The sequence below is a fragment of the Silicimonas algicola genome (assembly GCF_003970735.1).
GTDB lineage: Bacteria > Pseudomonadota > Alphaproteobacteria > Rhodobacterales > Rhodobacteraceae > Silicimonas > Silicimonas algicola.
In genome coordinates this window covers 2,374,623-2,387,972 of record NZ_CP034588.1, presented here as the reverse complement: position 1 = coordinate 2,387,972, position 13,350 = coordinate 2,374,623, and the positions used below count along the sequence as shown (strand labels likewise).

The 13,350-nt window shown below is 66.1% G+C and carries 14 protein-coding genes; 11 read left to right on the top strand and 3 right to left on the bottom strand.

The window, feature by feature from the left end:
- The first annotated feature begins 4 nt into the window (after window positions 1-4).
- From secD to ccmB, 5 genes are read left to right on the top strand one after another with little or no spacing between them, the layout of a single operon-like run.
- The gene (secD, locus tag EF888_RS11865; RefSeq protein ID WP_109758388.1) at window positions 5-1,669 is read left to right on the top strand and encodes a protein translocase subunit SecD; all 1,665 of its coding nucleotides are present in this window, start codon (window positions 5-7) and stop codon (window positions 1,667-1,669) included.
- 1 nt (window position 1,670) lies between these two features.
- On the top strand, window positions 1,671-2,648 hold the full coding sequence (gene secF, locus EF888_RS11860) for a protein translocase subunit SecF (protein ID WP_109758389.1): 978 nt from the start codon (window positions 1,671-1,673) through the stop codon (window positions 2,646-2,648).
- Between the two features lie 47 nt (window positions 2,649-2,695).
- Window positions 2,696-3,043 (top strand): Mth938-like domain-containing protein, encoded by a 348-nt coding sequence (locus EF888_RS11855; protein WP_109758390.1) that lies wholly within the window; start codon window positions 2,696-2,698, stop codon window positions 3,041-3,043.
- 4 nt (window positions 3,044-3,047) lie between these two features.
- Window positions 3,048-3,665 (top strand): heme ABC exporter ATP-binding protein CcmA, encoded by a 618-nt coding sequence (gene ccmA / locus EF888_RS11850; protein ID WP_109758391.1) that lies wholly within the window; start codon window positions 3,048-3,050, stop codon window positions 3,663-3,665.
- A complete protein-coding gene (ccmB, locus tag EF888_RS11845; RefSeq protein WP_109758392.1) occupies window positions 3,662-4,318 on the top strand; it encodes a heme exporter protein CcmB in 657 nt (218 codons plus the stop codon). Before ccmA ends, ccmB begins: the two co-directional genes overlap by 4 nt.
- 101 nt (window positions 4,319-4,419) lie before the next feature.
- Here the strand turns inward: ccmB and EF888_RS11840 are convergent, their stop codons facing one another.
- Together EF888_RS11840 and EF888_RS22235 are read right to left on the bottom strand one after the other, a co-directional pair.
- Window positions 4,420-5,064: a biotin transporter BioY gene (locus tag EF888_RS11840; protein ID WP_109758393.1), complete on the bottom strand. Its 645-nt coding sequence runs from the start codon at window positions 5,062-5,064 to the stop codon at window positions 4,420-4,422.
- Between the two features lie 111 nt (window positions 5,065-5,175).
- On the bottom strand, window positions 5,176-5,565 hold the full coding sequence (locus tag EF888_RS22235) for a DUF6314 family protein (protein WP_241239896.1): 390 nt from the start codon (window positions 5,563-5,565) through the stop codon (window positions 5,176-5,178).
- Window positions 5,566-5,712: 147 nt separating this feature from the next.
- Here EF888_RS22235 and purB point away from each other — a divergent pair, with 147 nt between their 5' ends.
- The 5 genes from purB (at window position 5,713) to EF888_RS11815 (ending at window position 9,364) form a co-directional block, all read left to right on the top strand.
- Entirely contained in the window at window positions 5,713-7,017 is a 1,305-nt protein-coding gene (purB, locus tag EF888_RS11830) for an adenylosuccinate lyase (RefSeq protein WP_109758395.1), read from the top strand.
- 81 nt (window positions 7,018-7,098) lie between these two features.
- Window positions 7,099-7,254, top strand: a complete 156-nt coding sequence (locus tag EF888_RS11825) for a carbohydrate-binding module family 14 protein (protein WP_109758396.1) — start codon at window positions 7,099-7,101, stop codon at window positions 7,252-7,254.
- 152 nt (window positions 7,255-7,406) lie between these two features.
- Window positions 7,407-7,988 carry a hypothetical protein gene (locus tag EF888_RS22230; RefSeq protein WP_241239656.1) on the top strand — a complete coding sequence of 194 codons (582 nt, stop codon included), beginning with the start codon at window positions 7,407-7,409 and terminating at the stop codon, window positions 7,986-7,988.
- Complete coding sequence (locus EF888_RS22225; RefSeq protein WP_241239655.1) at window positions 7,985-8,437, top strand: FliG C-terminal domain-containing protein; 453 nt, start codon at window positions 7,985-7,987, stop codon at window positions 8,435-8,437. Before EF888_RS22230 ends, EF888_RS22225 begins: the two co-directional genes overlap by 4 nt.
- Before the next feature lie 39 nt (window positions 8,438-8,476).
- Window positions 8,477-9,364, top strand: coding sequence for a lysophospholipid acyltransferase family protein (locus EF888_RS11815; protein ID WP_109758397.1), 888 nt, complete (start codon window positions 8,477-8,479; stop codon window positions 9,362-9,364).
- Here the strand turns inward: EF888_RS11815 and EF888_RS11810 are convergent.
- Entirely contained in the window at window positions 9,361-10,059 is a 699-nt protein-coding gene (locus tag EF888_RS11810) for a DUF1223 domain-containing protein (RefSeq protein WP_109758398.1), read from the bottom strand. The two genes, EF888_RS11815 and EF888_RS11810, sit on opposite strands and share 4 nt — an antisense overlap.
- A gap of 257 nt (window positions 10,060-10,316) precedes the next feature.
- On the opposite strand from EF888_RS11810, the gene acnA reads away from it, so the two are divergent.
- Window positions 10,317-13,094, top strand: a complete 2,778-nt coding sequence (acnA, locus tag EF888_RS11805) for an aconitate hydratase AcnA (RefSeq protein ID WP_109758399.1) — start codon at window positions 10,317-10,319, stop codon at window positions 13,092-13,094.
- Window positions 13,095-13,350 lie beyond the last annotated feature (256 nt).

Below are 13,350 nucleotides of genomic sequence, written 5' to 3'. Positions count from 1 at the left end.
CTCCATGCTTCAGATCCCCCTCTGGAAGCGGGTCGTCATCCTGGGCCTGTGCCTGCTCGGGATCCTGCTGGCCTTGCCGAACGCCTTCTATACCCGTGTCGAGACGCATAACGATGCCGTCTCCGCGATAGAGACGCTCGGCTCGACACCCGAGCGCGAGGCCGACGCCGGCCTCTGGCCGTCCTTCCTGCCGGCGACGCTGGTGAACCTCGGTCTCGATCTGCGGGGCGGCGCGCACCTTCTGGCGGAAGTCCATGTCGAGGACGTCTACGTCGACCGCATGGACACCACATGGCCCGATGTCCGCGACGCCCTCGTCGCAATCCGCGACCAGGTCGGATTCGTCGAACGGCTTGAGGCCGCCGCCCCCGGCACGCTGTCACTACGCATCCAGAACGCCGACGCCATGCCCGCAGCCCTGGAAGCGGTCCGCGCGCTAGCGCAGCCCGTCGTCAGCCTGTCGGGCATCGGCGCGCAGGATCTGGTGGTGACAGGGCAGGGCTCGACCCTGACGGTTGAACTTTCGCCCGAGGAAAAGCTCGCCACCGACGACCGCACCGTGCGCCAGGCGCTGGAAATCATCCGCCGCCGCATCGACGAGGTCGGCACACGCGAACCGACGATCCAGCGACAGGGCGAGGACCGGATCCTCATCCAGGTCCCCGGCGTCGGTTCGGCCGAAGAACTGAAGGGCATCATCGGCACCACCGCGCGTCTGACCTTCCATCCGGTCGTCTCCGCCTCCGCCACAGCCGATACGCGCACCTCCGCGGGGCAACTGCTGGTTCAGGACATCGACGAAGAGGCCGTTTGGTACGTCCTCGAAAGTGCCGCGATCCTGTCAGGCGAGGACCTGAAGACCGCGCAGCCGGGATTCGACCAGAACGGCCAGCCCTCGGTCACGCTCAGCTTCAACGGCCACGGTGCGCAGGTCTTCGGACGCTTCACGTCGGAAAACGTGGGCGCGCTCTTCGCCACCGTCCTGGACGACAAGGTCATCACCGCGCCCCAGATCCGCGAACCGATCACCGGCGGGCAGGCTCAGATCACCGGCAACTTCACCGTCGAAAGCTCCACCGACCTGGCGGTCCTCCTCCGCGCGGGCGCGCTGCCGGCCGAACTGACGTTTCTCGAAGAACGCACGATCTCTCCCGGCCTCGGTCAGGACTCGATCGAGGCGGGGCGCATCGCCGCCGTCGTGGGCTTTGTCGCCGTCATCGTCTTCATGGCGCTCTCCTACGGTCTCTTCGGCATCTTCGCCAATATCGCGCTCATCGTGAACCTCTCCATGCTCCTCGGCGTCCTGTCTGCCTTCGGCGCCACGCTGACACTTCCCGGCATCGCCGGCATCGTCCTGACCATGGGGATGGCGGTGGACGCAAACGTGCTGGTGTTCGAGCGTATCCGCGAGGAGCTGAAGACCGCCAAGGGCCCGAGCCGCGCCATCGAGCTTGGCTACCAGCGCGCCCTGTCCGCCATCATCGACGCCAACATCACGACCTTCATCACCTCGCTGATCCTTTTCCTTCTGGGCTCGGGTCCGGTGAAGGGATTTGCCGTGACCCTGATGGTCGGCATCGTCACCTCGGTCTTCACGGCGATCTGGCTGACGCGGCTTCTGGTGGTGATCTGGTTCGAGCGGCGCCGTCCCCGGACCATCGAGGTATGACATGCGCCTGAGATTCTTCGCCGACGAGACCAACTACGACTTCTTCAGGTGGCGCACCGCGACCTTCGGCGTCTCGGTCTTCGCCGTCATCGCCTCGATCCTGCTCTGGGTCTTCGTGGGCCTGAACTTCGGCATCGACTTCCGCGGCGGCACCACGATCCGCACCGAGGCTGCCGAGCCCGTAGATGTCGGCGCCTACAGACAGGCGGTCGAGACGCTGAACCTGGGCGAGGTTTCGGTGATCGAGGTCTTCGACCCGAACTTCCGCGACGACCAGAACGTGACCATGATCCGCATCCAGGCCCAGGACGGGCAGGAAAGCGTGACCGGCGACACCATTGCCCAGGTCCAGGCCGCGCTGCAACAGATCGCGCCGTCGATCGAGTTCGCGTCGGTCGAATCGGTCGGTCCAAAGGTGTCGGGCGAGCTGATCATGACCGCGATCATCGCGGTCGCCGCAGCGCTCGTCGCGATCCTGATCTACATCTGGCTGCGATTCGAATGGCAGTTCTCGGTCGGTGCGGTGGCCGCACTGTTCCACGATACCATCGTGACGATCGGCATCTTCAGCCTGCTGCAGATCCGCTTCGATCTCTCGACCATCGCGGCCCTTCTGACCATCGTGGGCTATTCGATCAACGATACCGTCGTGATCTTCGACCGGCTACGCGAGAACCTCAGGAAGTACAAGACGACGCCGCTGCAGGACGTGATGAACAAGTCGGTGAACGAGACGCTGAGCCGCACGGTGATGACGTCGGGCACGACGCTCGTGGCGCTGATCGCGCTTCTCGTCTTCGGCGGCGACGTGATCCGCGGCTTCGTCTTCGCCATCACCTGGGGCGTGGTCGTCGGCACCTATTCGTCGGTCTATGTCGCCAAGAACATCGTCCTGATGCTGGGCGTGACGCGCGACTGGTCCAAGCCGTCGGACGGCGGCGGCGGGGCGGGAACGCAGTTCGCCAACGTCGACGCCTGAGCGGGCAGGGGCTAGGCTCGCCACACGACGACCGGGAAGGAGGCTGAATGCGCCTGAACGAAGTGACGTACAACGGAGCCCTTCCGGTCGATGGCTACGGTCCGGGCTTCTTTCGCATTGGCGGGGTGAAGCGCGACGGCGCACACTCCATCCTGCCCTCCGGCGTCTCGGCGTGGGAGCCCTGGGACCAGGCGCCGTTCCTCGCCGATGGAGCCATCGACGTCCTGCTCGTCGGCACGGGCGCCGAGACGGCGCATCTGCCGCCCGAGTTCCGCACAAAGATCGAGGCTGCGGGCATCGGTGTCGAAGCCATGGCCAGCCCGCAGGCCTGCCGCACCTACAACGTCCTTCTCGGCGAAGGCCGCCGCGTCGGTCTCGCGGTTCTGCCCGTCTAGGACGATGACACGCCTCGCGCTCACCGATCTGGCCTGTGCGCGCGGCGGCCTGATCGTGATCGAGGGGCTGTCCCTGTCGCTCGGCGCGGGCGACGCGCTGATCCTTCGCGGCCCGAACGGGTCCGGCAAGACCACGCTCCTGCGCACCGTCGCCGGCCTCCAGCCGCCCGCCGCAGGACGCATCGAGGCGGATCCCGAGGCAATCGCCTATGCCGCACACGCCGACGGTCTGAAGGGCACGCTGAGCGTGGGAGAGAACCTCGAATTCTGGGCCGGTCTGTTCGGCACCCGCGGCATCGACGCAGCCCTCGCAGCCTTCGACCTCAGGGACATGCGCGAGCGCCGCGCGCAGGCGCTCTCGGCCGGGCAGAAACGCCGCCTCGGGCTGGCGCGCCTCCTCGTCACCGGCCGCCCGGTCTGGGCGCTGGACGAGCCCACGGTGTCTCTCGACGCCCGCGCGGTGGCGATGTTCGCCGAGGCCGTACGTGGCCACTTGGCAGAAGGTGGTGCCGCGCTGATCGCCACGCACATCGAGCTTGGTCTCGATGTCCCGGTCCTGGATGTCGCGCAGTTCAAACCCGGCGAGGCCCGCACGGATGCCTTCGACGAGGCATTCCTGTGATCCGCCTTCTCGTTCGTGACCTCAAGCTCGCCGTCCGGGCGGGCGGGGGCTTCGGTCTTGCACTTGCCTTCTTCCTGATCGTGACGGTCCTCGTCCCCTTCGGCGTCGGCCCGGCGTCCGAGCTTCTGGGAACCATCGCCCCCGGCATCCTCTGGATCGGCGCGCTCCTCGCCTGCCTCCTGTCGCTCGACCGCATCTTCGCCACCGACCACGAGGACGGTTCGCTCGAACTCCTCGCCACCGCTCCCCTGCCGCTCGAGGCGCTCGTCGCGGTCAAGGCGGCGGCGCACTGGCTGACGACGGGCTTGCCGCTTACGCTGGCCGCGCCCGCGCTCGGCGTCCTCCTCGATTTCCCTGCTCCGGCCTACGGCACGCTCTTCCTCGGGCTTCTCCTTGGCACCCCCGCGCTGTCGATGATCGGCGCCTTCGGCGCGGCGCTGACGGTTGGCCTGAAGCGCGGTGGGCTGCTCTTGTCGCTTCTCGTCCTGCCGCTCTACATGCCGACGCTGATCTTCGGCGCCGAGGCGGCGGGCCGCGCGGCCGACGGGCAGGGCGCCTCGACACCGCTTCTTCTCGTGACCCTCATCACCCTCGGCAGCCTCGCACTTCTGCCCTTCGCCGGTGCGGCCGCGCTTCGGATCAACCTGCGCTGATCCCGCTTCTTCTGTCCCTAAACGCTCGGCGAGGGGCAGGCCCCTTCCAAAGAAGAACGCGGCCCAGAAGGACCGCGTTCAGCTGGTCATCGGTGAGGGTTTCAGACGCGGGCGTCGCCCACGAGCTTCCAAATCGCCGGCAGGAGAAGCGCCGCGAGAGCGAGCTTCATTGCGTCGCCGATCAAGAATGGCGTGATGCCCCAGGTCAGGGTTTGCTCCCAGAGCGAGCCATAGGTCGCGACATCGAGCTTGCCGGCGGTCTCGATCCAGATCGAGAGCCAGGCAAGGCCCGGCACGTAGAGGAGCATGTTCCCGATCAGCATCGCAACGGCCATCAGGAGGACCGAGCGGTCCCAGCCGCGCCGGGCCAGGACGCCCATCGCTGCGATGGCTAGCACGTAGCCCGCAAGGTAGCCGCCGGTCGACCCCATCATGTAGGAAAGGCCGTTCAGTTCTGCGGTCGACGACTGGAACACGTCAAAGCCGAGGGCGCCGATCACCATGTAGGCAAGGATGGTCGCGAGGCCGAGACGTGGCCCGTAGGCAACGCCGATCGTCAGGACGGCGAAGGTGCCGAGGTTGACCGCAACGGGCGACGGGGGCACCGCGACCCTGACGTGGGCGGCGAGCGTCAAGACGGCAATGCCCACAACCAGGAGCACGGCACGCTTGATCCAGAGTTGCGTGGACTCGTCGGTGGTCCAGAAGGTCTCGGTCAGGACCGGACGGACGGCGGTTGTGGTCATGGGAGGGTCCCTCTTCCTCTGATGTTCCCTCGGGTTATGCACCCGCGATGCTGCGGGCGCAAGATTGGCGGAGCCGGGGCAGGGGCGCTGCCCCTCGCCGACTGCGGCGTCTCACCCCGGAGTGTTTCGGGACGGAAAAAGCTTTATCGGCGCGTAGTCCGACGTCATTATGTAGTCCTTCTGCGGTCCCAGGACACGCCAGACCGAGCGCCATCGCGGCCATTGGGTGAAATCATAGGCGACATCGTATCGGTCGGGACCGCAGAGGTGCGTGGCCTCGTGCCGTTCGGCTCCGGCAGAAATGCAGTGAAACGGTCTCAGGTCGTCGAAGAGCACCTCGAGGACGTCGCCAGCCTCCCGCCAGACATAGCGCCGCGACGCCGCGAAGCTCTGCCCGCCCAGGGCAAGCCGTCCCGTCTCGTCCTGGATCAGCTGCTGGCCCGACGGAGTGAACGTCGCCTCGCCTTCGAAGCTGGCACGGGTCCCATCCGCATGGAGAATGTCCCGCGTGATCCGCCAGCTCCCCGCGAGCGCGTGAAGGGACGTCAGACGCCCGATGCCGGTCTCGCGAACGATGGCCGCGTCCCTTCTTCTTGTCCCCCGGCCTGCGCCGGTCTAAACGCTGGCCGTCACCAAAGAGGCCGCAACATGATCCCGAGATACGCCCGCCCCGAGATGGTGTCCATCTGGTCGCCCGAGACGAAGTTCCGCATCTGGTACGAGATCGAGGCCCACGCCTGCGACGCCATGGCCGACCTGGGCGTCATCCCGCGCGAGAACGCCGAAGCCGTCTGGAAGGCGAAGGACACCGAGTTCGACGTCGCGCGCATCGACGAGATCGAGGCGGTGACGAAGCACGACGTGATCGCCTTCCTCACCCATCTGGCCGAGATCATCGGCAACGACGAAGCGCGCTTCGTCCACCAGGGCATGACGTCCTCGGACGTACTCGACACCACCTTCAACGTGCAACTCGTCCGCGCCGCCGACATCCTGATTGCGGACATGGAGGGATTGCTCGCCGCGCTCAAGAAGCGTGCCTACGAGCACAAGATGGACGTCCGCATCGGCCGCAGCCACGGCATCCACGCCGAACCCGTGACCATGGGTCTGACCTTCGCGCGCTTCTACGCCGAGATGGACAGGGGACTCGCTCGCCTGAAGAACGCCCGGCAAGAGGTTGCAACAGGAGCGATTTCCGGCGCTGTCGGTACGTTCGCCAACATCGACCCGGCGGTCGAGGCGCATGTCTGTGCGAAGCTGGGTCTGCGGCCCGAGCCGATCAGCACCCAGGTCATTCCGCGCGACCGGCACGCGATGTTCTTCGCCACGCTCGGCGTGATCGCGTCGTCGATCGAGAACATCGCCATCGAGATCCGCCACATGCAGCGGACCGAAGTGCTGGAGGCCGAGGAGTTCTTCTCGAAGGGTCAGAAGGGTTCGTCCGCGATGCCCCACAAACGCAACCCGGTCCTGTCGGAGAATCTGACGGGTCTTGCCCGTCTCGTCCGCATGGCCGTGGTGCCCGCGATGGAGAACGTGGCCCTCTGGCACGAGCGCGACATCTCGCACAGCTCCGTCGAGCGCGGCATCGGCCCGGACACGACGATCCACCTCGACTTCGCTCTCTCGCGGTTGACAGGCGTGATCGAGAAGCTGGTCGTCTATCCGAAGAACATGATGCGGAACCTCGAGACGTTCCGCGGTCTCGTCCACTCGCAGCGCGTCATGCTGGCGTTGACGCAAAAGGGCGTCAGCCGCGAGGACTCCTATCGCCTGGTGCAGCGCAATGCGATGAAGGTCTGGGAAGAGGGGGCGGACTTCATGGAAGAGCTGAAGGCCGATCCCGAGGTCACGTCGGCGATGAGCGAGGCCGAGATCGAGGACAAGTTCGACTTGGGCTATCACACCAAGCACGTCGACACGATCTTCGCCCGCGTCTTCGACGCCTGAGCCTCACGAAAGCGTGAGGAGCCTCGTGGGGGACGCGTGCTAGCTTTCCCTTACGTTAGCGACGAAAAGGAGATGCCCCCAATGAAGACGGCAGCCCTGCTGGCCGCACTCGTGATGACCCTGGCGCCCAGTGCCGTTCTGGCGATGTGCGAAGGTCACGACCAGGTCACCATGTCATGTCCCGAAGGCCAGACCTTCGATTCCGAAAGCCGGAGCTGCATCACCCCTACGGGCTGACGCCGTTCCGCGAGAGCTTCCTGAGGGCGGTCCGCGAGGCCGCCCTTTTTCTTTGGTAGCCGGGGGATGCGTAGCCAAGCGTTAACCCGCAGGCCGATAGAACATAACACGAACTCAGACCCCTCACCCCAGGGCGGCGCCGCGAAAGAATGATGCTCGATTCCCTGCCTTCCCTCGACGGTCCGACCGCCAGCCTCAGCCGTAGGGAAAAGGCGGCGATCGTCGTGCGCCTGCTTCTGACGAAGGGATCCGTGCCTTTCCTCGCTTCGCTGCCCGAGCACAAGCAGACCGAGCTTGCGGTGCAGCTTGCCCGCATGGCGCCGGTCGACCAGGACACGGTCGCCGCCGTGGCCGCGGAATTCGCCGACGCCATCGAACGGATCGGCCTGTCGTTCCCTGCTGGTCTCGAAAACGCCATCGGCCTTCTCGACGGCGTCCTGAGCGAGGGCGCGACCTCTCGCCTGCGGCAGATGGCGCCGTCGTCGGGCTATCGCGGCAATCCCTGGGACGACATCGACAAGGCCGAAGCGGACCGCCTGGTGCCGTTCCTGGAAAGCGAGGCGGTCGAGGTCGCGGCAGTGGTGCTGTCTAAGCTCAAGGTCGGCAAGGCGGCCGAGGTCTGGGCAAGCTGCCGGGCGAACGCGCGCGGCGCATCGCCTATGCGATCAGCCAGACCGGCGGCGTCTCTCCCGCGCTGGTCCACCGCATCGGCTGTGCTCTGGCCGACCAGTTGAGCGCGCGACCCGTCACCGCCTTTACCGACGGCCCCGTGACGCGCGTCGGCGCGATCCTCAACTATGCCCAGTCCCGCGTCCGCGACGACGTGCTGACGGGGCTTGAGGGCGAGGACAAGGATTTCGCCGACAGCGTCCGCGCCGCCATCTTCACCTTCGCCAACATCCCCGAGCGGATCTCGGCGCGGGACGTGCCGCGCATCCAGCGCGACATAGCACCGGACGACCTGACCCTGATCGTCGCGGGCGCCGGCGAGGGCGACCGCAAGGCCATCGATTTCCTCCTCGACAACATCTCGAAGCGCATGGCCGAGAACATCCGCGAAGAAGCGAAGGAGAAGAAGGGCGTCACCCCCGAGGATGTCGAGGCGGCGATGATCCGCGCGGTCGGCGTCATCCGCGACCTCGAGGCTGCCGGCGAGATCTTCTTCGTTGCAAACGACGCTTGAGCGGGCCATGTAACCCGCGGTTTTCCCGGCGGGTGACGGATGGCGGAGGGCAGGAGCGGTTTCAGGGACTGGATGCAGAACGCCGTCGCGCGCGCCGTCCTCGGTCTTGCGCTGGCGCTGCCCTACGAGACCCGCGTGCGCTTCACCGGCCGCGCCGTCAGCGCCCTGATTGCCCCCGTTGCGGGATGGCGACGGCGGATCCGCCGCAACCTCGCGCTTGCCGAACCCGGGCTGGACGCCGCCGCCCGGGAACGGATCGTGCGCGCGGTTCCAGACAATGTCGGTCGGACGCTGATCGAAATCTACTCGGGCGAGGAATTCGTCACCCGCGCCCGCGACTCTCAGATCGGTGGTCCGGGCTTGCCCGCCCTGGAGGCTGCGCGCGCCGAAGGCCGGGCGGTCGTCCTCGTCACAGCGCACCTGGGAAACTACGACGCCGTCCGCGGCAAGCTCAGCCGCGAGGGCTATCCGATGGCCGCGCTCTATCGCCCGATGGAGAACCCGGCCTTCCACGAACATTACCTCGAGGCGATATCGACCATCGCCGAGCCGGTCTTTCCGACGGACGCAAAGGGAATCTCGGCCCTGGTCCGGCATCTGAAGGGGGGCGGCATCATCGGCATCGTTGCCGACGTGGCCTCGCGCAAGGCGCCGCTCCTGTCATTCTACGGCCAGCCGGCTCACACGCCTCTGTCAGCGGCGGAATGGGCGATCAGGTATGACGCCGCCCTGATCCCTATCTTCGGCATCCGCCAGCCTGACGGCTTCACCTTCCGGATCCACGTCGCCGCCGAAATTCCGAAGGGCGATCCCGGGGCGATGATGCAAGCCTATAACGACGAGGTGGAGCGGATCGTGCGCGCGCATCCCGACCAGTGGTTCTGGATCCACAATCGCTGGAAGACGTACGTTCCGCGAAAGACCTAGCGCAGACGGGCCGCGCCAAGGATCGGGCCGGTCTCGCGAAGCTGCACGATGACGACGCAGGGCACATCGGCGGGAACCTCGGCCGAGCCGCTGAATTCGCCGGCGCCCGTCCAAGTCCCCAGATCGCGCCACCCCGTAACGATGTTCACGTAGGTGATCGTGCGGCCGGCGTTCTCGCCCCGGCGTATGTCGGTGGTGGCCTCGGGGACGTATGTGACGACGCGCACGACGGCGGGTGCATCGAACACCGAGGTCGACTGCGCGACCACATGGACGCGGCCGCCCTTGCGCCGCGCCGAGACCGTCACGGGGTCGGGACTGTCGGAATGGCGCTGGATCGCGTTGGCGATCTTCATCGACTTCGACCCGACGACATGGTCGGTTCCGCCGATGATCGCCTGCGGTGTATAGATCGACCGCTCTCCCTTCGAGCGGGCATAGGCCTTCTGCCGGGCGGTGAAGGCCGCGCTGCCGAACTCGTCGGCCCAGCCGAGGTAGTCCCAGTAGTCGACGTGGTAGGCCAGCGCAAAGACGTCGTTGCGCGTCGCAAGCTCGGCCAGGATCTCGTCGGCGGGCGGACAGGAGGAGCACCCCTGCGAGGTGAACAGCTCCACCACCACCGCGTCGCGGGCCTGAACGGCCGTGGCGCCGAGCAGGGACAGAAGAACGAGGAAGGCGGGAAGGATACGCGACATGCAGGGGGTCCGGTTGGTCTGGCCGGTTCTGGGTATCCGAGGAACCGGGCCCGAGCCAATCAAGGTTTTGAGAGATGGCGTTACAGTCGTCGAGGTGCGACGTCGCGGTCACGCGCAGACGAAAGGCCTGGCCACTCCACCAAGGCGCATAAATTGTGCACAATGGTATACAAAATTGGGCCCAGACCCCTTGCGCGGTGGGGGCGTGGAGGAGTATGCCACGGCCAACTCACCCGCCAGACCCTACGGAGGCCCCTATGCCCATTGTTGTCGGCCACGACTCCACCAAAACCCGCAAGACCCTGACCGTCGGCGGACAAAGCGTCGACTATTACTCGATTCCCGCAGCTGAGGCCGCAGGTCTCGGCGATTTCTCGAAACTGCCGGCCTCGCTCAAGGTCGTGCTTGAGAACATGCTCAGGTTCGAGGACGGGAAGACCGTCAGCGTCGACGACATCCGGGCCTTCGCCGAATGGGCCAGCATGGGCGGCAAGAACCCGCGCGAGATTGCCTATCGTCCCGCACGCGTGCTGCTCCAGGATTTCACCGGCGTCCCGGCCGTCGTCGATCTGGCCGCGATGCGCGACGCCATCATCTCGCTCGGCGGCGACGCCGAGAAGATCAACCCGCTCAATCCCGTCGACCTCGTCATCGACCACTCGGTGATGATCGACGAGTTCGGCAACCCGCGCGCCTTCCAGATGAACGTCGACCGCGAGTACGAGCGGAACATGGAGCGCTACACCTTCCTCAAGTGGGGCCAGTCGGCCTTCGACAATTTCCGCGTCGTCCCGCCGGGCACCGGAATCTGCCACCAGGTGAACCTCGAATATCTCAGCCAGACCGTCTGGACCGACACCGATCAGGACGGAAAGACCGTCGCCTATCCCGACACCCTCGTCGGCACCGACAGCCACACCACGATGGTCAACGGACTGTCCGTCCTCGGCTGGGGCGTGGGCGGGATCGAGGCCGAGGCCGCGATGCTGGGCCAGCCGATCTCGATGCTGATCCCCGAGGTCGTGGGCTTCGAGCTTACCGGCCAGACGGTCGAGGGCACCACAGGTACCGACCTCGTGCTGAAGGTCGTCGAAATGCTGCGCAAGAAGGGCGTGGTCAACAAGTTCGTCGAGTTTTACGGCGCGGGCCTCGATCACCTGCCGCTGGCCGACCGCGCGACGATCGCCAACATGGCGCCCGAATACGGCGCCACCTGCGGCTTCTTCCCCATCGATAACGAGACGCTTCGCTACCTTCGCCAGACCGGCCGGTCCGAGGATCGCGTCGCGCTGGTCGAAGCCTATGCCAGGGAGAACGGCCTCTGGCGCGGTGCGGACTATGCGCCGGTCTATACCGACACGCTCTCGCTCGACATGGGCACAATCGTTCCGGCCATTTCGGGTCCGAAGCGCCCGCAGGACTATATCGCGCTCGACCGCGCCGCGACGTCCTTCCACAAGTACGTCGAGGGACAGCGGGCAGCCAAGGACGCCACCGTCAAGGAAGAGGTCCGCTGGGAAGGCGAGGGCGGCCAGATGGAGCCCGTTGCCATCCCGGGTGATGAGGGGCACCACCGCCGCGGCCGTGTCGCCTCGGGCGACGCAGGCTACCAGCTTCACGACGGCTCGATCGTGATCGCCTCGATCACCTCCTGCACCAATACTTCGAACCCCTACGTGATGATCGGCGCGGGGCTCGTGGCGCGGAAGGCGCATGAAAAGGGCCTGACCCGCAAGCCCTGGGTCAAGACCTCGCTCGCCCCCGGCAGCCAGGTGGTGTCGCATTATCTCGAGGCGGCGGATCTGCAGAAGGACCTCGACGCCATCGGCTTCAACCTCGTCGGCTATGGCTGCACGACCTGCATCGGCAACTCTGGCCCTCTCGAGCCCGAGATCTCGGCGTGCATCAACGACAACGACCTGATCGGCGTCGCCGTGCTGTCGGGCAACCGCAACTTCGAAGGACGGATCAGCCCGGACGTGCGCGCGAACTACCTCGCCTCGCCGCCGCTGGTCGTCGCCTATTCGCTGGTCGGCGACATGAACGTCGACATCACGACCGACCCGCTTGGCGTCGGCAAGGACGGCCAGCCGGTCTACCTCAAGGACATCTGGCCCACGCAGAAAGAGGTCGCGGACCTCGTGGCCGAGACGGTCACGCGGCAGGCGTTCCTGTCCAAGTACGCCGACGTCTTCAAGGGCGACGAGAAGTGGCGCGGCGTCCAGACCACGGACAGCCTGACCTACGACTGGCCCTCGACCTCGACCTATGTCCAGAACCCACCCTACTTCCAGGACATGGGGCCGAACCCCGGCACCATCTCGAACGTCGAGGGCGCGCGCATCCTGGCGATGCTGGGCGACATGATCACCACCGACCACATCAGCCCTGCCGGGTCGTTCCGCGAGTCCTCGCCCGCCGGCGAATACCTCGTCGACCGCCAGGTGCCGGTGCGCGAGTTCAACTCCTACGGCTCGCGCCGCGGCAACCACCAGGTGATGATGCGCGGCACCTTCGCCAACATCCGCATCAAGAACGAGGTGCTGGACGGCGTCGAAGGCGGCTACACCAAGGGGCCGGACGGGCAGCAGACCTCGATCTACGACGCCGCGATGGCCTACATGGACCAGGGCACGCCCCTTGTCATCATCGCGGGCGAACAATACGGCGCGGGATCCTCGCGCGACTGGGCCGCGAAGGGTACGGCGCTTCTTGGCGTCAAGGCCGTCATTGCCGAGAATTTCGAGCGTATCCACCGCTCGAACCTCGTCGGCATGGGCGTCATTCCGTTCGAGTTCAGCGCGGGCGACACCCGCAAGTCGCTTGGCCTGAAAGGCGACGAGGTCATCACAATCACCGGCCTCGACGGCGACCTGAAGCCGCTTTCCGAGGTGCCCTGCCGGATCGACTATGCCGACGGCTCGTCGAAAGAGATCACGCTGCGCTGCCGGATCGATACGGCCATCGAGAAGGAATACATCGAGCACGGCGGCGTCCTGCACTACGTGCTGCGGAACCTCGCCAAGGCAGCCTGACGCCAGTCTGACGGAACATCGAGGGCCCGGGCGGCAGCGTCCGGGCCTTTCGATTCGACGGAAAGGCCCGAAATGCCGACAATTCGGGCAGGTCCGCCGGTCTGTTTCACGAAACGCCGGATTGACGTCTGCATCCCATCGCAATTCTTCCAATTCGGGCGAGATTGTGACAACCTTCGACCTGTAACAAGTTCCCGGGGATGTTCATGGACCGTACGAGTGATACGCTTCGCGTCGTTGCGCGGGCGATGCCGTT